Raw genomic sequence first — 23793 nt, forward strand, 5'->3', positions numbered from 1 at the left:
CGGCCCTACATAGCGGCATGAGCGATCTTTTCGAAGCCTCGGGCATCCACCCGCCGGACGCGCCCCTGGCCGATCGGCTGCGACCCGCGTCGCTGGACGAGGTGGTCGGCCAGGACCATCTGCTGGGCGAGGGCGGGCCGATCCGCCGCATGGTCGAGGCCGGACGGCTGGGATCGTTGATCCTGTGGGGCCCGCCGGGCACGGGCAAGACCACCATCGCCCGTCTGCTGGCCAGGGCGGCGGGCTATCAGTACCAGTCGATCAGCGCCGTTTTCTCGGGCGTCGCCGACCTCAAGAAGGCGTTCGAACAGGCGCGGATGCGACGTGCGGCCGGGCAGAGCACCTTGCTCTTCGTCGATGAGATCCATCGGTTCAACCGGGCCCAGCAGGACGGCTTCCTGCCCTTCGTCGAGGAGGGGGTGGTGACCCTGGTCGGGGCCACGACCGAGAACCCGTCATTCGAACTGAACGGGGCGCTTCTGTCCCGCAGCCAGGTCTTCGTGCTGAAACGGCTGGACGACGCGGCGTTGAATCAACTGTTGATTCGGGCGGAGAGACAGGAAGATCGCGCCCTGCCGCTGACACCCGAGGCGCGTCAGGCGCTGCTGGCCCTGGCCGACGGGGACGGGCGGTATCTGTTGACGATGGCCGAGACCCTGTTCGCCATGCCGGCCGAACCGCTGGACGTTCAGGCCTTGGCCGCGACCCTGCAAAAGCGCGCACCGGCTTACGACAAGTCGAGAGAAGAGCACTATAACCTCATATCTGCACTGCATAAATCGGTTCGAGGGTCCGACCCCGACGCGGCGCTGTACTGGCTGGCGCGGATGCTGAACGGGGGCGAGGATCCGCTGTATCTGGCTCGCCGGATCGTGCGGATGGCGGTGGAGGACATCGGCGAGGCCGACCCCCTGTCGCTGCTCGTCGCCAACGCCGCCAAGGACACCTACGACTTCCTGGGCTCGCCCGAGGGCGAACTGGCCCTGGCCCAGGCGGTGGTCCATCTGGCGACGGCACCCAAGTCGGTGGCGGTCTATGAGGCCTACAAGGCGGCGTCCAAGGCCGCCCGCGAGACCGGCTCCCTGATGCCGCCCGCCCACATCCGCAACGCCCCGACGAAGTTGATGAAGTCGCTCGGCTACGGCCAGGGCTACCAGTACGATCCCGACACGCCCGAGGGCTTCTCGGGCGCGAACTTCTTCCCTGACGAGATGGACCGGCGGACCTTCTATGCGCCCAAGGGCGAGGGGCACGAGGAGAAGGTCAAGGCGCGGCTGGAACGCTGGGCCGCCATGCGGGCGGCACCGTCGGACGACCGCTAAGCCTTGCCGTTCCCGGCGACAGGCGTAACGTTGATCCCCTGAAAGATCCTTGGGAGGGGACCATGGTCAGCATCATGAGCGCGTCGTCGGGGGCGAAGGTGCCGTGGCACCTGTGGGTGGTCGGAAGCGTCGGCCTGCTCTGGAACGCCTTCGGCTGCATCGACTACACGATGACGGCGCTGCAGGGCGAAGTCTGGCTGCGCCAGATGGGCATGACTGACGCCCAGATCACCAGTTATGAGGCCATGCCGGCCTGGATGACGGCGGTGTGGGCCATCGGCGTCTGGGGGGCGATGCTGGGCACGGTCCTGCTGCTGCTCCGCAAGAAGCTGGCAGTGCCCGTGTTCGTGATTTCGCTGATCGCCTATGTCGGCAGCCTGGTTTACGCCTACGCCCTGTCCGACCAGGCCGCGACCATGCCGGACGGGACGTGGATCATGCAGGCCGTGATCCTGGTCGGTTGCCTGTTCTTCGTCTTGTATTCGCGGATGATGGCGCAGCGCGGCCTGCTCCGCTAATCCGTCGCGGGTGACGACCCGCGCCCCCGTTTCCCTGAACGATCAAGAGATCGCCGACGTCCGCTCGTGGGTCATCCACGAGGACGCCAGTGTGATCGCCTTCGCCAAGCCGGCGGGACTGTCCAGCCAGGGTGGCCGTATCCAGGCCCATACGCTGGACGACCTGCTCTGGGCCTTCGGCCGGTCGAACGGCAAGCGACCAGAGCTTGTGCATCGGCTGGATCGCGACACGTCGGGCGTCATCCTGGCCGCGAAGACCAAGCCGGCGGCGGGGTTCCTGGGCAAGGCGATCCAGGCGCGGCGGCTGACCAAGACGTATCTCGCGCTCGTCTCGGCCGCGCCCGAGCCGCGCGAGGGCGACATCAATGTGCCCCTGATCCGCCAGGAGATCGGCCGCGAAAGCTACATGCGGGTCGCCGCCTTCGACGCCAGGGGGGCGCAAGGGTCGCGCAGCCGTTACCGAACCCTGTCGTCGAGCGAAGAGGGGGCCCTGGTCGAGCTCCAGCCCTACACCGGGCGGATGCATCAGTTGCGGGTGCACATGGCCCATATCGGACGCCCTTTGATCGGCGACGTGCGCTACGGCGGGGCGCTGACGGCGGGGGGCCGGGCCGCGCCGCGCTTGATGCTGCATGCGGCGGCGCTGAGGTTCCCCCATCCTGACGGCGGTGAGCGGACCGTGTTGGCGGACCCGCCGGAGGACTTTACTGCGCTGGCGACGGCGATGGGGCTGGAGACGCCCTGACGTCTTGCGCCAGGAGAGACGGAACGCGGGCCCCGCCTCCGGCGCTTATCTCCCGAAAAGGAAGCGCCACCATGATCCGTCCCCTTATGATCGCGGCTTCGGCCCTGTCGCTCGCCGCATGCGCATCTTTGGCTCCCTACGGACCACAAGCGGGACCGGGAGGGCAGGGATATGCCGAGCAGCGCATCGAGAGCGACCGCTACCGTGTCACCTACAATGGCGTCGGCGCGCCGGGGCCGGTGGCGGACCTGGCCCTGCTGCGCGCCGCCGACCTGACGCTGGAACAGGGCTACGACTGGTTTGAGGTGACCCAGCGCTATGTCGACGGCCGTCCGGACAGCGCGGGCGGTTTTCGACCGAGCGTTTCGGTCGGATACGGCTCCACTTCGGGGCGGTATGGTGGCTACCGCTATTCGGGATCCAGCACCGGCGTTGGCGTCGGACTGAACTTCAGCGGCCCGTCCCCGACCTCGACGATGCTGGAGGTGCGCATGGGCAGTGGCCCCGTGCCCGATCGCGGCGAGGCTTACGACGCGCGCGAAGTCCGCTCCGCCCTCAGCGGCCGCGGGTGAGCGCCCGGTACTCGACCAGCCGCTCCTTGTCGCGCCGCACCTGGTCGCCGATGGTGTTGTCCACGTCCAGCGAGGCGTAGCGCACCCAACCGTCCAGCCCCAGCTTGTCCTTGACCGCCGCGGTCGGTGTCTGCCAGCGGGCGTAGGAAATCCACGAGACGATCACGGCCATGGCCAGCGCCACCAGTTGCAGGACGCGGAACCCGACTTCGTTGGCGGCCGGCGCGGGCCAGAAGGCGAAGACGGACAGCCAGATGACAAGGACCAGCGGGGTCGAAAGCCGTCCGATCCAGCGCATCCAGTAGCGTTCGCGCCGAACGCGCCACAGCTCCATCTGGGCGAACTTCTCAAGGTATTCCATGCGGGCCCCGATCCACATGACCAGCCGGGTCAGGTAGAGGGCGCGCTGGCCCCAGCCCTTGCCGTCCATCTGGAACTGCGTCTCGGCCTGATCGGACAGGGCACGGGCGTTGGTGAACAGGTTCTGCAACTCGCGGGTCCGCTGGACGATCTCTCGGGACAGCTCGTAGGAATCATTCTCCAGCCGGAACCGGTACTGGACGAACAGGATGGCTGATACGCCGTAGAAGACCCCTGCGGTGATCAGCATTCCAAGAACCGCGAGACCCAGCCCCTGAGGCTGGCCGCCGGTCCAATCGGCGAACAATGTCGGCCCCAGGACCGCCATGACGGCGAAGCCGATCAAGGCCAGCGCCTGTGTCAGTCGCTTGATGCCAACATGGACCAGCAGAGCGGCGAACACGCGCCGGCCGTAGCCGTGAATTCTGCCGCGAATGTCGGCCTCGACGGGAAACCGCTCTTCGATCTGGCGCGTGAACAGGACGTGGAAGCGGTCCGGCTTGTTCTCGGTCTCCCAGAACGGGAAGATATCGAGCGCCTGGTTGAAATACTGGTCGATGTTGGCGGAGATGACCTGGATCGCCTCGGGATCCATGGTGAAATAGTCGCTCTCCTGGATCGGCCTTAGGATGCCGTCGCGGGCCCCCACGGGCTCGCGCGTCGGCGGCGGCGTGGCCGGGGGCGGGGCGCGATCGGGAATATCGGCCGCGCCCGGCGGCGGCGCGGGCTGCGACACCGGGATGGTCAGGTTCGGCGTCCCCGCCGACGGCGGTGTCTGGTCCTCGTGCGACATGGTCAAGACCCTAGACCGATCCGGCCACGCTTCCGAAGCCCTTCGCGCCGAAAGCGAAGATGGATATCGCCGTTAACCGTGAACAGCGGCAAGTGAAGTTTCAGACATCAAGGCGTCAGGACCGCGCCATGGCCGCCGCGAAGGCCACCAGCGGGAACAGCAGCAACACTTCCCGCCGCACCCAGCCGGCGGCGCGGGCGACCTCGGCGGCGGGTGGGCGAAAGCCGGGGTCGGCCCTCAGCGCCCGGCTCCAGCGGATGAACCGCACCGTCGGCAGGATGGAGATCAGGCCGATCGCCAGAAAGGTCGCCACCTTGGCCCAGAACCAGGGATTGTCCTGATAGGCGATCCAGCCCTTGGCCCCCCAGATGACCCGCGCGACCCCCACGATCAGCACAAGGGTCGCCACCCCGCCATAGCCCGCGTCCAGCCGCGCCAGACGCATCACAGGCACCGGATCGGCGCGCAGATAGGCCAGCTCCATCGCCAGCATGACGGCCAGGCCGAACACCAGGACATGGTGCGTGATCGCCAGAGTCAGGTCGAGCATCCGCCCCTCCCTTCGCTTCGCCGCAATCGGCGTTATAAGCCGCGCATCATGACACGTCTTCTGATCGTCGGCCTGGGCGGGGCGCTGGGCTCCATGGCGCGCTATGGCGTGGGTCTCGCCGCCGCGCGCCTGATGCCCGGCGTGGCCTGGCCGTGGGCGACAGTGTCAGTGAATGTCATCGGCGGACTACTGATGGGGCTGCTGGTCGGCTGGCTGGCCCAGCGCGGGCAGGGGGGCGAGAGCCTGCGCCTGTTCGTCGCGGTCGGGGTGCTGGGCGGCTTCACCACCTTCTCGGCCTTCTCATTGGAGACGGTCCTGATGATCGAACGACGTCAGTTCGGCCTGGCCGCCGCCTATGTCGGTGTATCGGTGGTGCTGGCGGTCGCGGCCCTGTTCCTCGGCCTGATGATCGCCCGACGCGCCTTCGGAGCCGGTCTGTGAGCGACGAGGCCCCCAAGGTCCGAGAGGTCCAGACCCTGTATGTCGCCGAGGCCGAGGACGGCATCCGGCTGGATCGCTGGTTCCGCCGACGCTGGCCGCATCTGTCCAACATCCAGGTGCAGAAGATGGCGCGGTCGGGCCAGATCCGCGTCGACGGTGCCCGCATCAAGCCCGAAGGCCGCCTGACCGCCGGGGCCGCCGTGCGGGTGCCGCCGATCCCCGAGCCGATCGTCCGCGCAGCCGGCGAGCACATGGCCCTGACGCCCGCCGACATCGCCTTCGCCAAATCCATGGTCATCTATGAGGACGACCTCGTCATCGCCCTGAACAAGCCCTGGGGCCTGGCGGTGCAGGGCGGCACCAAGACGACGCGCCACGTCGATCGCCTGCTGTCGGCCTGGGGCGAGGGGATGGACCGGCCGCGTCTGGTCCACCGTCTGGATCGCGACACCTCCGGCGTGCTGCTGCTGGGCAAGGGGCCGGAAGCCGCCAAGCGGCTCGCGGGGGCGTTCGCGCGGCGTCAGGCCAAGAAGACCTACTGGGCCCTGGTCTTCGGCCTGCCCAAGCCCAACGCCGGCCAGATCGACCTGCATCTGAAAAAGTCCGGCATCAACGACTACGAGATCATGCGCCCGGCCGACCCCAAGGAGACCGGGGCCGAGCCCGCTGAGACGGCCTTCGCCCTGATCAGCCACGCGGGCCAGCGGGCCTCGTGGATGGCGCTGCGCCCCTTCACCGGCCGGACCCACCAGCTGCGCGCCCACATGAAGGCGATCGGCCATCCGATCCTGGGCGATCCCAAATACGGCGACGAGAAGAGCGCCGAACTGTCCGGCCCGCTGAAGCTGCAGCTCCACGCCCGCCGGATTGAGCTGGACCACCCCTCCGGCGGCACCCTGGTCGTCGAGGCCCCCATCAGCCCAGAGATGCGCGCCGGCTTCCAGCATTTTGGCTTCGATGAAGGGGAGGCTGACATTGACCCATTCGCCGGCGTGCGGCGCATGCGATGAGGTCGCTGTCCAAAATCCTCCCCCGTTGGGGGAGGTGGCACGAAGCGCAGCGGAGTGACGGAGGGGGCGGATCGCGAACGTCATCGTTCGCGGCTGGCCCCCTCCACCGCTTCGCGGTCCCCCTCCCCCAACGGGGGAGGATTTGAGCATGCGCCCCCTCGCCATCTTCGACATCGACGGCACCCTGGTCGACAGCCGGGCCTCGATCCTGCAGGCCGCCACCGAGGCCGCCCGCGCCCTGGGCCTGCCCGAGCCTGAGTACGACCGCGTCCGCCAGATCGTCGGCCTGTCACTGCCCCACGCCCTCCAGGTGCTGGAGCCCGACTTGACGCTTGACGAGCTGGAGCGCTTCACCGCCGCGTTCCGCGCCAGCTTTAACCGCATGTTCGAGGCGGGCCATGAGGAGCCGCTTTATCCCGGCTCGGTCGAGCTGCTGCGCCGGCTGCACCGCGACGGCTGGCGGTTGTCGCTGGCGACGGGTCAGAACCGGCGGGGCGTGGCCCGAAATCTGGCGCGCGAGGGCTGGGCCGATCTGTTCGTGTCTAGCCACTGCGCCGAGGACGGGCCGGGCAAGCCCGATCCAGCCATGCTGCTGGCGGCCATGGCGGCCTGCGACGCGGAACCGGCCGTCAGCGTCATGATTGGAGACACCGCCCACGACGCGACCATGGCGGTCCGGGCGGGCGTCCTGCCGCTGGGCGTCGCCTGGGGCTTTCACACGGCCGAGGAACAGAGGGCAGCCGGGGCCCGGCACGTCGTCTCGAGCTTCGGCGAACTGGCGGTGGTGCTGGACGCCTTCGCCGAGCGGGTCCGCGCTGGTTGAACCCGCCCCGCCCGCCTATATCGCGGGCATGAGCCACATCCCCAACCTCGATCCCAACGTCGCCGCGCAGAAGGGCTTTCGCGAGAGCGAGGAGCGGCTGAAGCGGTTCTGGACTTCGGTTTCGGTCGAGGCGCGAGACGGGGCCCACGTCGTCCTGCTGGACGGTCGCACGCCCAGGACTCCGGCCGGCGCGATCTATGCCCTGCCCACCGAGGCGCTTGCGGCCATGGTGGCCGAGGAGTGGGCGGCGCAGAGCGAGTTCATCGAACCCGCGTCGATGTTCGCCTCCCGCCTCGCCGCCACCGCTATTGATCGCGTGAGCCAAACCCGCGAGGCCGTGGCCGAGGAGATCGCGGCCTATGTCGGATCGGACCTGCTCTGCTACCTCGCCGAACATCCCAGCGGTCTGGTCGCCGAACAGACCCGCGCCTGGGCCCCGTGGCGCGACTGGGCGGCCCGGGATCTCGGCTGCCGTCTGGAGGCGACCCAGGGGATCATTCACCGGCCTCAGCCGCCGGAGAGCCTGACGCGCGTTCGCGACCTGGCCCTGGCGCTCGACGATTTCGCCCTGTCGGGCCTGGGGCTGGCCGTGCCGCTGCTGGGCAGCGCGGTCCTGGGTCTGGCGCTCCAGCGCGGGGTCCTGACCGGAGAGGCGGCTTTCGACCTCAGCCGGCTGGACGAAGCCTTTCAGGAACGCCAGTGGGGCATCGACGCCGACAACGCCGAACGCACCGCCGCCCGCCGCGCCGAGGCGGTCCTGCTTGAGCGGTGGTTCCGGGCTCTGTGATCGGCCCTTCTCCCCTTGCGGGAGAAGGGTGGCCCGGAGGGCCGGATGAGGGGTACGAGGATACGCATCCGGTGATCGGTCGAGAGGCTCACCGCCGAGACCGAGTCTCACCCCTCATCCGACCTCGCTGCGCTCGGCCACCTTCTCCCGCAAGGGGAGAAGGGTTATCCAGCAGCCAAGGAGTCCCTCATGCACGCCATCCTCGATCAGCTCGAAGCCCGCCGCGCCGCCGCCAAACTGGGGGGAGGGGAGGCCCGCATCGCCGCCCAGCACGCCAAGGGCAAGCTGACCGCGCGCGAACGGACCGAGGTCCTGCTGGACGAGGGCTCTTTCGAAGAGACCGACATGTTCGTGGAGCACCGCTCCCACCAGTTCGGCATGGAAAAGCAGCGCGTCCCCGGCGACGGCGTCGTCACCGGCCGGGGCACCATCGGCGGCCGTCTGGTCTATGTCTTCTCCAAGGATTTCACGGTCTTCGGCGGCTCGCTCAGCGGCGCCCACGCGGCCAAGATCGTCAAGCTGATGGGCATGGCCCTGACCAACGGCGCGCCGATCATCGGCCTGTATGACGCCGGTGGCGCGCGCATCCAGGAAGGGGTCGAGAGCCTGGCCGGCTATGCCGACATCTTCCTCCAGAACACCCTGGCCAGCGGCGTCATCCCCCAGATCAGCGTCATCATGGGGCCGTGCGCGGGCGGCGACGTCTATTCGCCGGCCATCACGGACTTCATCTTCATGGTGAAGGACACCTCCTACATGTACGTCACCGGCCCGGACGTGGTGAAGACGGTCACCAACGAGGTCGTCAGCCACGAGGACCTGGGCGGCGCACGCGTCCACGCGGGCAAGTCCGGCGTCGCCGACGGGGCCTTCGAGAACGACATCGAGGCCCTGATGGAGGTCCGCCGCCTGATCGGCTTCCTGCCCCTGTCCAACCGCGAAAAGCCCCCCGTCCGCGACAGCTACGACGACCCCGAGCGCGACGAGGCCAGCCTCGACACCCTGGTCCCCGCCAATCCGAACCAGCCCTATGACATCAAGGAGCTGATCCTGAAGACGGTCGACGAGGCCGACTTCTTCGAGATCGGGGCGGATTTCGCCAGGAACATCGTCTGCGGCTTCGGCCGTCTGGACGGCCAGCCCGTCGGCATCGTCGCCAACCAGCCCCAGGTCCTCGCCGGGGTGCTCGACATCGACAGCAGCCGCAAGGCCGCCCGCTTCGTCCGCTTCTGCGACGCCTTCGGCATTCCGCTCGTGACCTTCGTCGACGTGCCCGGCTTCATGCCCGGCACGCGCCAGGAGTACGGCGGCCTGATCAAGCACGGCGCCAAGCTGCTGTTCGCCTATGCCGAGGCCACGGTGCCCAAGCTGACCGTCATCACGCGCAAGGCCTATGGCGGCGCCTATGACGTCATGAGCTCCAAGCACCTGCGCGGCGACGTCAACTACGCCTGGCCGTCGGCCGAGATCGCCGTCATGGGCGCCAAGGGCGCGGTCGAGATCATCTTCCGCAAGGAAGCCGGCGACCCCGAGGCCCTGGCGGCCCGCGAGGCCGAATACAAGGACCGCTTCGCCAACCCGTTCGTGGCGGCGGGCCTGGGCTATATCGACGACGTCATCATGCCGCACGGCACGCGACGGAGGCTGATCCGGGCGCTACGGACGCTGAAGGGGAAGCAGCAGAGCAATCCGTGGAAGAAGCACGATAATATTCCGCTGTGAGTAGCGACAGAGAGTTCTGGAGAGGGTGGGGGGCCTACATGCGCGATCCACAGGTAGCTTGGCTACTGATGCTGCGACGTCCGCCCGCAATTTATGTTCTAAGTGTTTTCGGCCTCTGGTGGATATTTGTCGGGCTTTCAGGGTTCGGAGTCGGTCGGCGCTGGGATTTTGAAGCGACCGGTCAACTCGGTGATTCGTTTGGCATACTCAGCGCCCTGATGGCCTCTATGGCGGCGATATTCACTTACCAAACTCTCGTAGACACCCGGCGACAAGCGTCCATCGCCGAGGCGGATGCCGAAACACAACGCAACGCAGCTAAGGTGGCTCGAGCGGAGGCTGCGGCGGATCGGGAAGCAGCCGAGGCTCGAAATGCCGCGAGAGACAAAGCCGAGTCTCGGCGAGACAACGAACGAACCTACTTCGGCTTGCTTGACCTTCGCTATCGGGTTCTAGCTGATCTCAAAACTGGCAAAGGTGATAGTCAGCAAATAGGGACGGATGCTGCTGCGTCTTTAGTCAGCCGAGTTGGGCCGTCCTTCTACAGTGATCCAGATACATTTAGTTATGCAGATAGTTACGAACAAATGTTCTCAAGTCATAGAAATGATTTGGGACATTATTTTAGATTCACATACCATATCATTAAGTTCGCGAGAGACAACTTCGGACCTGATGCGTACGAATACGTTAGATTGCTGCGAGCGCAACTCTCTAACGCTGAGATTACCCTGATCGCTTTGAATTGCGCACACGGCGAAGGGCGCGAGAAATTCCTAAAATGGGTCGAAACGTACTCACTCTTGCACAACATCGACCCATCTGACCGAGTCCAGTATAAACTGGATCTCTACTTCCGACCAAAGGCCTTTGATCCCCAGGCAAAGGCGTCGGCTAAGCCTTTGGGAGAGGTTGATCCACTATCGGTGGCAACCTGACCAACCTCCTCTTCCTCTGCTCCCGCAACCGCCTCCGCTCGCCGACGGCCGAGCGGGTGTTCGCCGACTGGCCGGGGGTGGAGACGGCGTCGGCCGGGTTGGCCCCCGATGCGGACGAGCCCTGCACGGATGAACTCGTCGAATGGGCCGACATCATCTTCGTCATGGAGCGCGCCCACCGCGCCCGGCTCCAGAAGCGCTTCCGACAGAGCCTGAAGTCCGCCCGCGTCGTCTGCCTCGACATCCCCGACGACTACGCCTTCATGCAGCCCGAGCTGGTGGCCCTTCTGGAAAAGAAAGTGGGTCCGCTGCTCAAGTGACGCCCCGATCCCGTTCCGCTCTCGCGTGCAGCGGATGCGCTACCGCGTTGAACGGATTTCAGGGACGCGCCGCGTCTCGCGCCGGGGCAACGATCTGGCCAGCCCGGCGCGCCTCGTCCGGGGCGAGCACTCGCACCGCCGGCACCACAGGCCCGCCGCGCGCCTCGGCGATCAGTTCGGCGGTGCGTTGCTCGATGACCTCTTCCAGGCGGGCCAGGAACGCCTCCTTGCCCAGGCCGGTCGGGATGGGGTCCAGGAACTCCAGCGTCGCCAGCCCGGGCGTCTTGCGGAACGCCTCCTGCGGCCAGAACAGGCCGAGGTTCGACGCCAGCGGCACCACGGGCATGTCGAAGTCGCGGTACATGTGCCAGACGCCCGAGCGATAGCGGAATTTCTCGCCCACCCTGGCCAGATTGCCTTCGGGGTAGATCAGGATGCGGCGGCCCTCGCGGTGGGCGGTCGCGCCGCTCTGTTTCAGCGAGTCGCGGGCTTCGCGGCCCCCGCAGTTGTTGACGACGATGGCCCCCAGCTTCCTCAGCACGGTTCCCAGCAGCGGGAACTTCTCCAGATGGTCGCCGGTGACGAAGGCCAGGTCGTCGAACTGGTCATAGGTGGCGAAGCCATCGCCCCAGCTCTGGTGTTTGGACGCGATGATGAAGGCCCCGGCGGGCAGGCGGTCCTTGCCCCGGACCTCGATCCGGATGCCGGCCAACAGACGCATGGCCTGGACCATGCGGCGCACATAGGCGCGGATCACGAAGGCGGTGGCGTCGCGACCGGGGATCAGGGCGGCGAAGGCGGCGGTCAGGCCGTAGCCGATGGACAGGCCCCAGTAGGCGACGGCGAAGGCGAAACTGCGCATCGGCTCAGCCTAGCAGGCGCTCGGCCGGGTTCGACAGCCTGATCGCCGTGACGGATGGATTTGGTCAGGCCGCCTCGGCCAGGCGTTCGCCGTTCGTCACCTTGTTCCGACCCGCGCGCTTGGAGGCGTAGAGGGCTTCGTCCGCCCGGCCCAGCAGGTCGGCACCGGATTCCCCCGGTTGGCGCTGGGCCAGGCCGGCGGAGATGGTGACGGCGCCCAGTTCGTCGTTGGTCGAGCGCCGCCGCAGCGCCCGAGCACCGATCTCGACGCGGATGCTGTTCAGGGCGGCCTCGACGACCGCGGCGCTCTCACCGGGGAAGATCACCGCGAACTCCTCGCCGCCGTATCGAGCGGCGACGCGGGGCGCTTTCGAGACGCGGCCGATCACGCTGGCGACATAGCGCAGCACCTGATCGCCGGTCTGGTGACCCCAGGTGTCGTTGAACCGCTTGAAATGATCGATGTCCAGGACCGCCAGGGTCATGGGCTGGCGCTTCTTGTCGGCCTCGTCGCAGGCGCGCAGCAGTTCCTCGTCGAAGGCCTTGCGGTTCGCCAAGTTGGTCAGGGCGTCGGTCATGGCGTCGCGCCGGACCTGCTCCAGATGCTCGCGCAGGCGAGCGACCTCCTTGGTCGATGATTCCAGACGCCGCTCCAGCGTGGCGTTCTCGGCCTGCACCTGGGTCGTCGCCTTGGTCAGCTTGGAGACCACGCCCAGCAGGGCCGTGGGCTCTGACGCCGTTTCCAGGTGGGCCGAGGCGCCCGCCAGGGTCTGGCCATAGGCGGCCTGGGACTGCTGCGCCTTGGCGATGGCTTCCGAGACCGTCGAAAGTTCGCGGTTCAGCACGGCGCCGGCGTCGCGGATCTCCTCGGACAGCCGCCCGCGGGGCAGGTATTCGGCGGCGAGCATTTCGGACGTGCCTTCCGAAAAGACTGTCCCGTCAGCCAGCAGCCGGCGCATTTCCTGGCCGAGGGGGCCTTCGGGTTCGCCGAGATAGTGGACCCAGAGTTCGAAGTTCAGGGGCGTGGGCCAGACGTGCGCCGCCTCCATCTCCTCGACCGCGCGACGCGCCAGGGAGAAGGCCTCGGGGCTTCGCAGCGTGGTCTGGACCTGGCCTGTCATTCTGCTCCCCCGGGCGCGGCGGGATCGCATGCCCGTCGTTCCGGAGGAGTGTTAGCCGGGCTTCCGTAACACCGGGTTAAAGCCGCGCGTGAATACTCGCTAGGGTTGCAGTCTAGGCCTTCAGCGCGACCGGGCGGCGAAGGAAGGCGGGGATGTCCGACCCGAAGCCCGAGCCTTCACGCGCCGCCGGGGCGTCGCGCTCGGTGCGGCCGCCCGGACGGCGGTCGGCCTGGCGCAGGCGCGGCTCGGCGGAGACGGCTTCGACGGGCGTCGCCGCAGGTTCCGAAGCAGCCGGTGCGGGGGCGGGGGCGGTGTCCATGACGACGGCCGGAGCGAGCTCGGGCGCGGTGGCCTTGCTGGAGCGGCGGCTTCGCGTGCGGCGTGCCAGCGGCTCGGCTTCCGACGCCGAGGGGGCGACGTCTGAACGCGGCGTCTCGACGACGGCAGCCTTGGTTTCGGCACGGGCGCGGCGGGCCCCGCCGAGGTTCGACCAATCCAGATCGAGCACCAGTTCCTCGGGGTTCATCTTGATCAGCTTCATGACCTTGTCGAGCGACTTGTCGTCGGCCGGGGTCACGATCATGAAGGCCTGACCCAGCTTGCCCGCGCGCCCGGTGCGACCGATGCGGTGCACATAGTCGTCGGCGTGATGGGACACATCGTAGTTGAAGACGTGGCTGACGTCGGGAATGTCCAGGCCGCGCGCGGCGACGTCGGAGGCGACCAGCAGTTTCAGCTCACCAGAGCGGAAGGCGGCCAGGGTCTTGGTTCGCAGGGACTGGTCCAGATCGCCGTGGATCGGCGAGGCGTCGAAGCCATGCTGCTTCAGCGACTTGGCCACCACGTCGACTTCGGACTTGCGGTTGCAGAAGACAATGCCGTTCTTGACGTCGGCGCGGCCGATCAGTTCACGCAGCGCCGCGCGCTTGGCCTTGGGATCGGACGAGGGGATGCGGACCAGATACTGGGTGATGGTCTCGGCCGTCATGGCCGGGCGCGAAGCCTCGATCCGGGTCGGATCCTTGAGGAACTGGGTCGTCAGACGGGTGATCTCGGGCGGCATGGTGGCCGAGAAGAACAGGGTCTGACGTTTGGGCGGCGTCAGTTTGAAGATGCGTTCGATGTCGGGGATGAAGCCCATGTCGAGCATGCGGTCCGCCTCGTCGACGACCATCAGCTCTACGCCCGTCAGCAGCATCTTGCCGCGCTCGAACAGGTCCAGCAGCCGGCCGGGCGTGGCGATCAGCACGTCCACGCCCTTGTTCAGCGCCGCGACCTGGTCGCCCATGGAGACGCCGCCGATCAGCAGGACCCAGCTCAGCTTGGTGCCCTTGGCGTATTTCTCGAAGCTCATGGCGACCTGGTCGGCCAGTTCGCGGGTCGGGGCCAACACGAGGGCGCGGGGCATGCGGGCCCGGGCGCGGCCCTTGGACAGTCGCTCGACGAGCGGCAGGGTGAAGGCGGCGGTCTTGCCGGTGCCGGTCTGGGCAATCCCGAGCACGTCGCGGCCGGCGAGGGCCACGGGAATGGCCTGGGCCTGGATCGGGGTGGCGGTGGTGTAGCCGGTGTCGATGACGGCCTGAAGCGTGGTGGGCGAGAGGCCCAGCTGCGAGAATTCTGTCATGCGTCCTTATGACGAAGAGCCGAAGGCACGGACGGGCCTCGGCGGGAAAAGGAGTGCCGGACCCTCGTGGTCTCGGCGGAGATACGCGCGGAACCGCCCGTGTCCTGGGGGCGTGCGGGCGGCGCGAATCGCCAGTCCTGTTCCGTACTGCCCGCCGTATATGGAAATCCCCACGCCTGAGTCAAGTATTCGGCGTCGCACCGCCCCGCTTGCGCAAGTGTGAACGTTCGTTAAGGATTGCTCCGGGGATGGGGTGACGGAAGGGCTTCCGGCATGAGGATGATGCGTTCCACGCTGGCTCTGGCCGGTCTGGTGGCTGCTGCCGCGACGGCCGTGCCGATATCGGCCAGCGCCGAGATCGAGCGCGCCTTCGGCAACACTCTGGTGTCCCAGTATCCGGACGGCGGCTGGGTCCGGCACTGGTTCAATCCGGACGGCAGCTACACGGCGCGCTTCTCCAGCGGACGCACCATTTCCGCGCGCTGGCGGGTCGAGGGCGACCGGGTCTGTCTGAACGACATCTCGCCCGCGATCATGATGATCTCGCGCTTCTGTTCGCCCATGATCGAGGCCGGGGTGGGCGACAGCTGGGTGTCGCGCGATCCGCTGGGACGGCGTGTGACGAACGTCCTTCAGCGGGGGCGTTAAGGCGACTTCTAGCGCGAAAGTCGCGCGTGGATCGCATTCAAGACAGACTCGAACGCAGGTGCGGGCAGGCGACCCAGCAGGCCAAGGCGATTCCGGTCAGTCGTCGCGATCTTCGCCGAACGCACAAGGGAGGGGGCTGGGAGGCCGCAATCCTCGTAGTTGGCCTCAAGTGACACGTCTCCGGGCCAGGATCGGTTCTCGGCGCTGGTGACCATCACGACCCAGCACAGTTTGCCAGTTGGCCCCAGGCCTGTCGCTACGACGACAGCCGGACGATGCTGGACCGTGTCTCGGTCGGTGTAGGGAAACGGGGCGCGAACAACGTCGCCTCGTTCAAAGTCCGGCATAAGCTCGCTGATCTGCCTCCGACGCCCATTCGTCGAACTCCGCGAAGGGGTCATCTTCGAGGATGGACCGCGCTTTTGTCAGCACCACCCGTCCATCCGTGATCTCGTAGGCCAAGTCGTCTCCCGGCTGCACGCCGAGTGCTGTGCGAACGGCCTGCGGCACGGTCGTCTGCGCTTTGGAAGTGATCCGACTGGTGATCATGGCGTAAGGATGTTCCTTACCGTGCTATACGTCAAGCTCCGCGACGGCGAAGCGGGCGTTGTCCTGGATGAAGCGGAAGCGGGCGTCGGCCTTCTTGCCCATCAGGCGCTCGACCAGGTCCTCGATGTCCTCCTCGGACGCGGGCAGGGTGACGCGGGCGAGGGTGCGCTTCTTCGGGTCCATGGTGGTCTCCTTCAGCTGGGAGGCCATCATTTCGCCCAGGCCCTTGAACCGGCCCAGCTCGACCTTCTTGCCCTTGAACACCGTGGCCATCAGCTCCTCGCGGTGGGCCTCGTCGCGGGCGTATTCGCTGAGCGGCCCGGCCTGGAGCCGGTAGAGCGGCGGCAGGGCCATGAACAGCCGACCCTGGCGGATCACCTCGGGCATGGAGCGGTAGAAGAAGGTGATCAGCAGCGCCGCGATATGGGCCCCGTCCACGTCGGCGTCGGTCATGATCACGATCCGCTCGTAGCGCAGGGCCTCGATATCGAAGCGCGGGCCGGGCGTGACGCCCAGCGCCAGGATCAGGTCGTTCAGCTCGATGTTCTGGCGCAGCTTGTCGGCGGTTGCCGAGGCGACGTTCAGGATCTTGCCGCGCAGGGGCAGGATGGCCTGGGTCGCGCGATCCCGCGCCTGTTTGGCCGAGCCGCCGGCCGAGTCGCCCTCGACGATGAACAGTTCGGTGCCGTCGGCGGACTGGCGCGAGCAGTCGGCCAGCTTCCCGGGCAGTCGCAGCTTGCGCGTCGCGGCGGCGCGCTGGACCTCCTTGTCCTTTCGGCGGCGCAGCCGGTCCTCGGCGCGCTCGATGATGAAGCCCAAGAGGACGTTGGCCTGTTTCGGGTTCTCGGTCAGCCAGTGGTCCAGCGGATCGCGGATCAGGGCCTCGACGATCTTCTGGCCGTCGGGCGAGGACAGGCGGTCCTTGGTCTGGCCCTGGAACTCGGGATTGCGGATGAAGACGCTGATCAGGGCACCGGCGTTGGCGATGACGTCCTCGGCCGTGATCTGGACCGCGCGCTTCTCGTTGGTCAGTTCGCCATAGGTCTTGAGCCCCTTGACCAGGGCCGCGCGGAAGCCCGCCTCGTGGGTGCCGCCGTCGGGCGTCGAGACGGTGTTGCAGTAGGACTGGACGAAGCTGTCGGCGTCGCCGAAGCCGATGGGCGACCAGGTCACGGCCCATTCGACCGCCCCGGCCTCGCCCTTCCTCTCCACTCGGCCCGAGAAGGTCGGGGTGACAGTCTCCATCTCGCCGATGCGTTCGGCCAGGGCGTCGGCGAGGCCGTTGGGGAAGTGGAAGGTCGCCTCGGTCGGGGTGTGGTCGGTGATCCGTTCCGCCGCGCAGGTCCAGCGGATCTCCACGCCCCGGAACAGATAGGCCTTGGAGCGCGCCATGCGGAACAGGCGCGCGGGCTTGAAGGCCGCGCCGACGCCGAAGATCTCGGCATCCGGGTGGAAACGGATCAGGGTGCCGCGCTTCTTGGACGGTCCGACCTGCTGGATGGGTGCCAGCGGCAGGCCCCGGCTGAACGACTGTTTCCACTCAAAGCCGTCGCGCCAGACGGTGACGTCCAGCACGTCCGACAGGGCGTTGACGACCGAGACGCCGACGCCGTGCAGGCCGCCGGACGTTTCGTAGGCCTTGCCCGAGAACTTGCCGCCGGAGTGGAGCACGGTCATCACGACCTCGAGCGCGGACTTGCCCGGGTGTTTGGGATGGGGGTCGACGGGGATGCCCCGACCGTCGTCGCGAACCGACAGCACGCCGTCGGCGTCGAGGTCGACGGTGATCAGCTTGGCGTGCTTGGCCACCGCCTCGTCCATGGCGTTGTCCAGGACTTCGGCGAACAGGTGGTGCAGGGCGCGTTCGTCGGTGCCGCCGATGTACATGCCGGGACGCTTGCGGACGGGCTCCAGCCCCTCCAGCACCTCGATCGACGACGCCGAATAGCCGCCGGTCGGCGTCGGAGCGGCGGGCGCGGGTGCCGCCGCGGCCTGGGGTTTCAGGGCCGGCTCGGGCGCAGGCGCGGGGGCCGCAGGCTTGGGCGGCTCGGGCATGTCATCGAACAGGGACGGGGCGACGGAGGCGGGCATGACTTGAGTGTGCGGCGATTCGGGGAGCCGTCTGGTAGGCCGCGCGCACCGGGCGGGCAAGGGGCGCGCGCACCGCCTCGGGCTCGGCCGCCAGGGCGCGGGCGAGGATGGCGAGCAGCAGGGTCCAAGGTAGGTTGGCGTGGCTCAGCAGCACGCTCTCGGACAGGCTTAGCAGCAGGAAGACGGCGAGGTACCCGACGGCCCAATAGCCCTCGCGCGCGCCCGCGCCGGGAATGCGGAACAGGGTGACGACCAGCGCCAGCAGGACCACCCCGCCGGTCAGGATGGCACCCGGCCAGCCCAGCTGGATCAGCAGGTCGATCCAGCCGTTGTGCGCCGACGGCACAGGCCACTGGGTCTCCATGCGGATGAACTCGGCGGGCACGGAATCGATGCCCCAGTAGGCGGAATAGCCGAAGCCCGTCCACGGCCGCTCAGCCACGTCGCGCATCAGGGCGGCCCAGATGTCGGTCCGGCCGGTCAGGGACGGGTCCTTGCCGAGCGCCACCAGCACGGTCTCAGGATCGGTGATGAAGACATATCCGGCCACGGCGCTGATCACGACGCCGAACCACAGCGCGACGATAGAGAAGGCCCCGCCGCCCCTCTGCATCGCCCAGAGACCGCCGATGCCGCCGGTCCCCAGGATCAGGCACAACAGTGAGGTCTTGGACTGGGTCGCCAGCACCAGGGCGGTGGCGACGACCAGGGTGATGCCGGGCAGGAGGCGGCGCGGATCGCCCGAGGCCAGACAGGCGGCGGCGGCCACGGCGGCGGCCGACATGACCAGACCCATCTGGTTCTTCTCGTACCACAGGCCCCGCCACAGGCCGGCGTTCTCGGCCTGGTGGATGCCGATGGTCGGATTGACGGCGATCATCACCAGACTGCCCAGCCCCATGGCAAGGCCACACAGCATCAGCAGGCGCGGCAGGTGCGGCCCGCGGAAGGCGACGCCCAGATAGACGGCGAAGGCGGATGAGATGGCCATGGCGATGACCCGCCTCTGGGTCACCTCCGGATCGATCGACCACCACTTCGAGGCGAAGGCGTGCAGCACCAGCACGCCCAGCATGATCCACACCGGCCAGGCCCGGACCATGGCGGGCAGGCGAAACAGAATCAGCCCGGCGATGATCGCATAGACCGGCAGCCACACCAGCCGCAGGATCGGCGTCTCCTCCTGCGTCGGCGCGAATACGGGGCCGATCAGGGCCTGGGTCAGCATGACCACCACGAGCCCCGCCAGCACCTGCTCCCAGACGGGTGGGGGGTGCTCGGTCGGCGGGGTGATGGGGAGGGCGGGGCGCACGGGGGGAAGGTGAGTGCTAGCCGCTAACGAAACCTTAGCTTTCAACTCCGGTTTCGCCGCGATCCTGACGCGGATGGAAGAAGCGAACGACGAAAAGGTCGGCGGGCCGAACAACGTAGCAAATCACATATCCGTCGCGGCCAAACTCCACCTTCTTCTCGCGCCAGCCGCGTTCGGTCTCGTTTCCCAGCAGCGGGAAGTCCTGAAGAAGGTCGAACGTTGAAAGGATGGCATCCAGCGCCCGCTCTGCCGATGCGGGCGATCGTTTTGCGAGCCAATCGATCTGGGCGTCGATGTCCCTTCGAGCCTGATCAGAGACGGTGAGGATCACGACCGCTCGGCGAGTTTCCGCTTCATCCGGGCCACCAGCTCCGGCCGGACTTCGGCCCAGGGGCGGCCCTCTTCCTGGAGATCGTAGTTCGAGGCGTGATCGGACTTGAGGTCGGCGACGGGTTCAACGGCCTCAGTAATCACACGGGTCGCAAACTCCTCGGGGGAGACGCCCATGGCTTTCGCCTTCATCGCGAGCTTCGCGGAGGCATAGTCGTCGAGCTTTATGTTTAGAGCGCCGTCAGCCATGCAATGACCTTACCTGACTGCGGGCTAATGGTCACTCCACCCGCTCCACAAACGTGTCGATCACCCGCTTCTCACCGGCCTTTTCGAACTCCACGGTCAGCTTGTTGCCCTCGACCACCCGCACCGCGCCATAGCCGAACTTCTGGTGGAACACGCGCTCGCCCTTCTTCCAGCCGCCTCCTGCCGTCGGGTCGGCGGTGGCGATGAGGCGGCCGTCGCCTTCGATCAGGGTCTGGCGGGCGGGGCGGGCGGCGGGGGCCTTGGACGCGGCGAAACTCTGGGCGCGCTGCCAGCCGGGGGAGGAGTAGCCCGCGCCGAAGGAGGGGGCCTCGTCCCAGCGGGACTTGGCCTCCTTCATGCCGGCGGAGGCACCGTAGTAGCCGGTGTCGCTCTCGGCCTCGACGTGGTCGATGGGCAGTTCGTCGACGAAGCGGCTGGGCAGCTGGCTGGTCCAGCGGCCATAGACCAGGCGGTTGGCGGCGAAGGAGATTCGCGCGTCCTGCTTGGCCCGCGTCACGCCGACGTAGGCGAGGCGGCGTTCTTCCTCCAGGCCCTTTTCGCCCTTCTCGTCGATGCTGCGCTGGCTCGGAAAGACGCCTTCCTCCCAGCCCGGCAGGAAGACCAGCGGGAACTCCAGCCCCTTCGCGCCGTGCAGGGTCATGATCTGCACCGCGTCCGACGACGGCCCCCGGTCCAGGTCCATGACCAGCGAGACATGCTCCAGATAGGCCCCCAGGGTCTCGAACGACTGCATGGCCTGGGTGAGCTCTTTCAGGTTGTCCAGCCGCGCCGGGCCGGTGGCGCGGTCGGCCTTCTGCATATCGACGTAGCCGCTCTCTTCCAGCACCGTCTCGGTCAGCAGCCAGTGGCGCGTGTCGGCCGCCAGCGCGCGCCAGCGGTCGAGGTCGCGGACGAAGGTGGACAGGGCCGTGCGGGTGCGGGCCTGAAGCTCGTCGGACACGATCAACTCGCGCACCGCCGTCATGGCCGAGACGCCCCTGTGCCGGGCGATCTGCAGGATCTTCTGTACGCTGGTGTCACCGATGCCCCGCTTGGGCACATTGACGATGCGTTCGAAGGCCAGGTCGTCGTCCTCGGACTGGATCAGGCGCAAGTATGCGTGGGCGTCGCGGATTTCGGCGCGCTCGAAGAAGCGCGGGCCGCCGATGACGACATAGGGGATGGCCAAGAGCACGAACCGCTCTTCGAACGCCCGCATCTGGAACGACGCCCGAACCAGGACCGCCATATCCTTATAGTTTCGGCCGTCGCGCCTCGCGACCTCGATCTCGTCGGCGATCAGGCGGCTCTCGGCCTCGCCGTCCCAGACGCCGCGCACGCGAACCTTGTCGCCGGTCTGGTCCTCGGTCCACAGGGTCTTGCCCAGCCGGTCGCGGTTGGCCGCGATCAGGCCCGACGCCGCCCCCAGAATGTGCCGCGTCGAGCGATAGTTCCGCTCCAGCTTGACGATCTTGGCGCCCGGAAAGTCCCGCTCGAACCGCAGGATGTTGTCCACCTCGGCACCGCGCCAGCCGTAGATCGACTGATCGTCGTCGCCGACGCAGCAAACGTTGCCGGTGGATGAGGTGAGCAGCCGCAGCCACAGATACTGGGCGACATTGGTGTCCTGATACTCGTCGACAAGGATGTAGCGGAACCGCCGCCGATATTCCTCTGCTAAATCCGCGTGCTGCGACAGGATCGTCAGGTTGTGCAGCAACAGGTCGCCGAAGTCGCAGGCGTTCAGCGTGACCAGCCGCGCCTGATAGGCGGCGTATAATGTCTGGCCCTTGCCGTTGGCGAAGTCCTCGCCGGACGGCAGTTTTTCCGGTGTCCAGCCCCGGTTCTTCCAGTGATCGATCAGCCCGGCCAGCGACTTGGGCGTCCACCGCTTGGTGTCGATGTTGGCGGCTTCCAGCAACTGCTTGAGCAGCCGCTCCTGATCGTCGGTGTCCAGGATGGTGAAGCTGGACTTCAGCCCCACCAGTTCGGCGTGACGACGCAGGATCTGGGCGGCGACGGAGTGGAAGGTGCCGAGCCAGCGCAGTCCCTCGGCGGACGGGCCGATCAGATGGGTGATCCGCTGGCGCATCTCGCGCGCGGCCTTGTTGGTGAAGGTGACGACCAGCAGCTCCCAGGGCCGCGCCCGGCCTGTGGCCAGGATGTGCGCGAGGCGTGTGGTCAGAACGCGGGTCTTGCCGGTGCCGGCCCCCGCGAGAACCAGCACCGGTCCTTCTGTCGCCTCGACCGCCGCGCGCTGTTCAGGGTTCAGGCCGGCGAGATAGTCTGGCGTCTCACCGGCCATGCCGCCGGGCCCGCGCGAACGGGCCAGGTCGGAGATGCGCGGGGCGGGAAGGGCGTCGGTCAAACTGGGCAACTCGGGGCAGGGGATTCGAGAACATAAGGGGCACGACGTCCAAAGTCAGGCCCTGTCACGCCTGTGGGTTCGGAACCGGCAAGCGTGACCGGTGTTCTTGCCGCACAGGGATCAATCCTGAGTGGGAGAGACTATATTGGCAGAGAACACCAACAGCGGCGGCGGCAACACCGGGCTGGCCTTCATCGTCGGCGGCATCGTCGTCGTTCTGGCGATCGTCGCCTATTTCGTCTTCGCCGGCGGCGCGATGACGCCCGAGACGAAAGACATCAACGTCGACGTCGACCTGCCCGAGGTGGCCGCGCCCGCCGCGCCGGGGAACTGATCCATGACCGATCCGAACATGCCTCCGCCCGAGCGGCCGGTCGCACAGCCGACCCACACGACCGTCAACGTCCAGCCGGAACGGCGCAGCGGCGGGGGCGGCGGTGTTGTGGCCTTCCTGGTCATCGGTTTGCTGGTGGTCGTGGCGATCATCGCCTTCGTGCTGCTGAACGGGAACGACAACCCGATCGAGGACGCGGCCGACACCAATGTTGCCGTTGATGTGAACTTGCCGGATCTGCCGGACGCCCCGACCCTGCCGGAGGCCCCGAGCCTGCCGCCGGTCGAGCCGCCCAGCATACCGGGTCCGGCCCCCGCCGAGTGATGCGGCGGTCGTGAACGAAAAAGCCCGCCCGGCGCACGCCGGGCGGGCTTCTTTCTTTGCCGATCGCGGAGCGCCTTAGCTGCGGTCGCCGAAGACCGAGGCGGCGGTCGGCTCTGCCGTGCGGCGTTCGCGCTCTTCGGGGACGAACTCCGGCTCCACCGGCTCGGCGGCGACGGGCTCGAGAGCGGGGCCGCCCTTCTTGGCGTCGTCGCGGTTCTTCTTCTCGGCGGCCTTGGACACCAGTTCGTCAAGCACCAGCTGCCCGACGAGGCCGAGCGTCACCGGGTCGACCGGCTTGATGTTGGGGCTGTTCCAGTGGGTGCGATTGCGCACGCTGTCGATCGTGGCCTTGGTGGTGCCCAGCAGCTTGGCGATCTGGGCGTCGGTGACCTCCGGGTGGTTCTTCACGAACCACATGATGGCGTCAGGACGATCCTGGCGGCGCGAGACAGGCGTGTATTTCGGCGCGGGCTTGGCGGCCTTCATCAGCTCGGCGTGGCGGCTGACGATGGCCTGCATGCGATAGGTTTCGTCGGCCTGGGCCTTGTCCAGCTCTTCGCGGGCCAGTTGGCCGCCTGTGATCGGGTCGACGCCGCGAATGTCGCGGGCCACGTCCCCGTCGGCGATACCGCGCACCTCCAGCGGGTGGAGACCACAGAAGGCGGCGATCTGCTCGAACGTCAGCGAGGTATTGTCCACCAGCCAGACGGCGGTCGCCTTGGGCATCAGGATGTCGGTCATGGGCAGTGTCCCGGAGTGTGGGCGGCCCGGTGAGCCCGGGCGCCGGATACGACGGCGCCCGACCTTTCGGCCGGGCGCGTATGCCGTCGATATAGGCCTATTCGCCTTAAAAGAAAACGTCGTCTTCGCGTGCGACGAGAGAGGCATGACGAATGCCTACGACACGAGGCATCATCCCCTCGGAAGGTTTCTGAAAAGGACCGAATGCCGCTTCCTGAAGCTGGATCGCTGATCTTTGCCGGGGCCGATGCCAACGTCGGCTCTCTGGTCCGTCTGGGCCGTCCGCTGAAGATCGCATACAGTTCCGGTTCATCTGCGTCGGTGAACATTGTCGTATCGG

General features: G+C 67.4%; 27 protein-coding genes. 14 read left to right on the plus strand and 13 right to left on the minus strand.

What is annotated here, in order from left to right:
* The first annotated feature begins 17 nt into the window (after nt 1-17).
* The 4 genes from ABN401_RS10575 to ABN401_RS10590 all read left to right on the plus strand — a co-directional run bounded on the left by ABN401_RS10575 (nt 18) and on the right by ABN401_RS10590 (nt 3157).
* Nucleotides 18-1322 (plus strand): replication-associated recombination protein A, encoded by a 1305-nt coding sequence (locus ABN401_RS10575; protein WP_349684806.1) that lies wholly within the window; start codon nt 18-20, stop codon nt 1320-1322.
* A 62-nt stretch (nt 1323-1384) separates the two neighbouring features.
* Entirely contained in the window at nt 1385-1840 is a 456-nt protein-coding gene (locus ABN401_RS10580) for a hypothetical protein (protein ID WP_349684807.1), read from the plus strand.
* A 10-nt stretch (nt 1841-1850) separates the two neighbouring features.
* Nucleotides 1851-2585, plus strand: coding sequence for an RluA family pseudouridine synthase (locus ABN401_RS10585; protein WP_349684808.1), 735 nt, complete (start codon nt 1851-1853; stop codon nt 2583-2585).
* 71 nt (nt 2586-2656) lie between these two features.
* Nucleotides 2657-3157: a CC0125/CC1285 family lipoprotein gene (locus ABN401_RS10590; RefSeq protein ID WP_349684809.1), complete on the plus strand. Its 501-nt coding sequence runs from the start codon at nt 2657-2659 to the stop codon at nt 3155-3157.
* On the opposite strand, the gene ABN401_RS10595 is transcribed toward ABN401_RS10590, so the two are convergent.
* Both ABN401_RS10595 and ABN401_RS10600 read right to left on the minus strand, forming a co-directional pair.
* On the minus strand, nt 3141-4310 hold the full coding sequence (locus tag ABN401_RS10595; RefSeq protein WP_349684933.1) for a hypothetical protein: 1170 nt from the start codon (nt 4308-4310) through the stop codon (nt 3141-3143). The genes ABN401_RS10590 and ABN401_RS10595 overlap by 17 nt on opposite strands.
* Nucleotides 4311-4425: 115 nt before the next feature.
* A complete protein-coding gene (locus ABN401_RS10600) occupies nt 4426-4860 on the minus strand; it encodes a DUF2214 family protein (RefSeq protein ID WP_349684810.1) in 435 nt (144 codons plus the stop codon).
* A 48-nt stretch (nt 4861-4908) separates the two neighbouring features.
* Between ABN401_RS10600 and crcB the strand changes: the two genes are divergently transcribed.
* The 7 genes from crcB to ABN401_RS10635 all read left to right on the plus strand — a co-directional run bounded on the left by crcB (nt 4909) and on the right by ABN401_RS10635 (nt 10901).
* Nucleotides 4909-5301: a fluoride efflux transporter CrcB gene (crcB, locus tag ABN401_RS10605; protein WP_349684811.1), complete on the plus strand. Its 393-nt coding sequence runs from the start codon at nt 4909-4911 to the stop codon at nt 5299-5301.
* The gene (locus ABN401_RS10610; protein ID WP_349684812.1) at nt 5298-6311 is read left to right on the plus strand and encodes an RluA family pseudouridine synthase; all 1014 of its coding nucleotides are present in this window, start codon (nt 5298-5300) and stop codon (nt 6309-6311) included. The genes crcB and ABN401_RS10610 overlap by 4 nt, the downstream gene beginning before the upstream one ends.
* A 148-nt stretch (nt 6312-6459) precedes the next feature.
* Nucleotides 6460-7134 (plus strand): HAD-IA family hydrolase, encoded by a 675-nt coding sequence (locus ABN401_RS10615; RefSeq protein ID WP_349684813.1) that lies wholly within the window; start codon nt 6460-6462, stop codon nt 7132-7134.
* Nucleotides 7135-7162: 28 nt separating this feature from the next.
* The gene (locus ABN401_RS10620; protein ID WP_349684814.1) at nt 7163-7921 is read left to right on the plus strand and encodes an ATP12 family chaperone protein; all 759 of its coding nucleotides are present in this window, start codon (nt 7163-7165) and stop codon (nt 7919-7921) included.
* A gap of 189 nt (nt 7922-8110) precedes the next feature.
* Complete coding sequence (locus ABN401_RS10625; RefSeq protein WP_349684815.1) at nt 8111-9643, plus strand: acyl-CoA carboxylase subunit beta; 1533 nt, start codon at nt 8111-8113, stop codon at nt 9641-9643.
* 38 nt (nt 9644-9681) lie between these two features.
* Nucleotides 9682-10581 carry a putative phage abortive infection protein gene (locus tag ABN401_RS10630; protein ID WP_349684816.1) on the plus strand — a complete coding sequence of 300 codons (900 nt, stop codon included), beginning with the start codon at nt 9682-9684 and terminating at the stop codon, nt 10579-10581.
* A 56-nt stretch (nt 10582-10637) separates the two neighbouring features.
* Nucleotides 10638-10901 carry a low molecular weight protein tyrosine phosphatase family protein gene (locus ABN401_RS10635; RefSeq protein WP_349684817.1) on the plus strand — a complete coding sequence of 88 codons (264 nt, stop codon included), beginning with the start codon at nt 10638-10640 and terminating at the stop codon, nt 10899-10901.
* Nucleotides 10902-10959: 58 nt separating this feature from the next.
* Here ABN401_RS10635 and ABN401_RS10640 read toward each other — a convergent pair whose 3' ends face one another.
* The 3 genes from ABN401_RS10640 to ABN401_RS10650 form a co-directional block, all read right to left on the minus strand.
* Nucleotides 10960-11763 carry a lysophospholipid acyltransferase family protein gene (locus ABN401_RS10640; protein WP_349684818.1) on the minus strand — a complete coding sequence of 268 codons (804 nt, stop codon included), beginning with the start codon at nt 11761-11763 and terminating at the stop codon, nt 10960-10962.
* Between the two features lie 64 nt (nt 11764-11827).
* Entirely contained in the window at nt 11828-12883 is a 1056-nt protein-coding gene (locus ABN401_RS10645) for a GGDEF domain-containing protein (RefSeq protein WP_349684819.1), read from the minus strand.
* A 112-nt stretch (nt 12884-12995) separates the two neighbouring features.
* Entirely contained in the window at nt 12996-14507 is a 1512-nt protein-coding gene (locus ABN401_RS10650; RefSeq protein ID WP_349684820.1) for a DEAD/DEAH box helicase, read from the minus strand.
* A gap of 282 nt (nt 14508-14789) precedes the next feature.
* Here ABN401_RS10650 and ABN401_RS10655 point away from each other — a divergent pair, with 282 nt between their 5' ends.
* Nucleotides 14790-15155, plus strand: coding sequence for a hypothetical protein (locus ABN401_RS10655; RefSeq protein ID WP_349684821.1), 366 nt, complete (start codon nt 14790-14792; stop codon nt 15153-15155).
* Between the two features lie 8 nt (nt 15156-15163).
* On the opposite strand, the gene ABN401_RS10660 is transcribed toward ABN401_RS10655, so the two are convergent.
* From ABN401_RS10660 to ABN401_RS10690, 7 genes are read right to left on the minus strand one after another with little or no spacing between them, the layout of a single operon-like run.
* Nucleotides 15164-15556 carry a type II toxin-antitoxin system PemK/MazF family toxin gene (locus tag ABN401_RS10660; RefSeq protein ID WP_349684822.1) on the minus strand — a complete coding sequence of 131 codons (393 nt, stop codon included), beginning with the start codon at nt 15554-15556 and terminating at the stop codon, nt 15164-15166.
* Entirely contained in the window at nt 15489-15704 is a 216-nt protein-coding gene (locus ABN401_RS10665; RefSeq protein WP_349684823.1) for an AbrB/MazE/SpoVT family DNA-binding domain-containing protein, read from the minus strand. The genes ABN401_RS10660 and ABN401_RS10665 overlap by 68 nt, the downstream gene beginning before the upstream one ends.
* A gap of 24 nt (nt 15705-15728) precedes the next feature.
* Entirely contained in the window at nt 15729-17795 is a 2067-nt protein-coding gene (gene parE, locus ABN401_RS10670; protein ID WP_349684824.1) for a DNA topoisomerase IV subunit B, read from the minus strand.
* Nucleotides 17761-19107 (minus strand): O-antigen ligase family protein, encoded by a 1347-nt coding sequence (locus ABN401_RS10675; RefSeq protein WP_349684825.1) that lies wholly within the window; start codon nt 19105-19107, stop codon nt 17761-17763. Before ABN401_RS10675 ends, parE begins: the two co-directional genes overlap by 35 nt.
* Nucleotides 19108-19141: 34 nt before the next feature.
* Nucleotides 19142-19438 (minus strand): type II toxin-antitoxin system RelE/ParE family toxin, encoded by a 297-nt coding sequence (locus tag ABN401_RS10680; protein WP_349684826.1) that lies wholly within the window; start codon nt 19436-19438, stop codon nt 19142-19144.
* Complete coding sequence (locus ABN401_RS10685; RefSeq protein WP_349684827.1) at nt 19435-19686, minus strand: hypothetical protein; 252 nt, start codon at nt 19684-19686, stop codon at nt 19435-19437. The genes ABN401_RS10680 and ABN401_RS10685 overlap by 4 nt, the downstream gene beginning before the upstream one ends.
* A 31-nt stretch (nt 19687-19717) precedes the next feature.
* Complete coding sequence (locus ABN401_RS10690; protein WP_432763553.1) at nt 19718-21991, minus strand: ATP-dependent helicase; 2274 nt, start codon at nt 21989-21991, stop codon at nt 19718-19720.
* Between the two features lie 208 nt (nt 21992-22199).
* Between ABN401_RS10690 and ABN401_RS10695 the strand changes: the two genes are divergently transcribed.
* Both ABN401_RS10695 and ABN401_RS10700 read left to right on the plus strand, forming a co-directional pair.
* The gene (locus ABN401_RS10695; RefSeq protein WP_349684829.1) at nt 22200-22388 is read left to right on the plus strand and encodes a hypothetical protein; all 189 of its coding nucleotides are present in this window, start codon (nt 22200-22202) and stop codon (nt 22386-22388) included.
* 3 nt (nt 22389-22391) lie between these two features.
* Nucleotides 22392-22712: a hypothetical protein gene (locus tag ABN401_RS10700; RefSeq protein WP_349684830.1), complete on the plus strand. Its 321-nt coding sequence runs from the start codon at nt 22392-22394 to the stop codon at nt 22710-22712.
* A 75-nt stretch (nt 22713-22787) separates the two neighbouring features.
* Here the strand turns inward: ABN401_RS10700 and ABN401_RS10705 are convergent, their stop codons facing one another.
* Nucleotides 22788-23453 (minus strand): DUF1013 domain-containing protein, encoded by a 666-nt coding sequence (locus ABN401_RS10705; RefSeq protein WP_349684831.1) that lies wholly within the window; start codon nt 23451-23453, stop codon nt 22788-22790.
* Nucleotides 23454-23793 lie beyond the last annotated feature (340 nt).

Origin of the sequence: Brevundimonas aurifodinae, from assembly GCF_040195595.1 — a bacterium.
Taxonomy (GTDB): domain Bacteria; phylum Pseudomonadota; class Alphaproteobacteria; order Caulobacterales; family Caulobacteraceae; genus Brevundimonas; species Brevundimonas aurifodinae.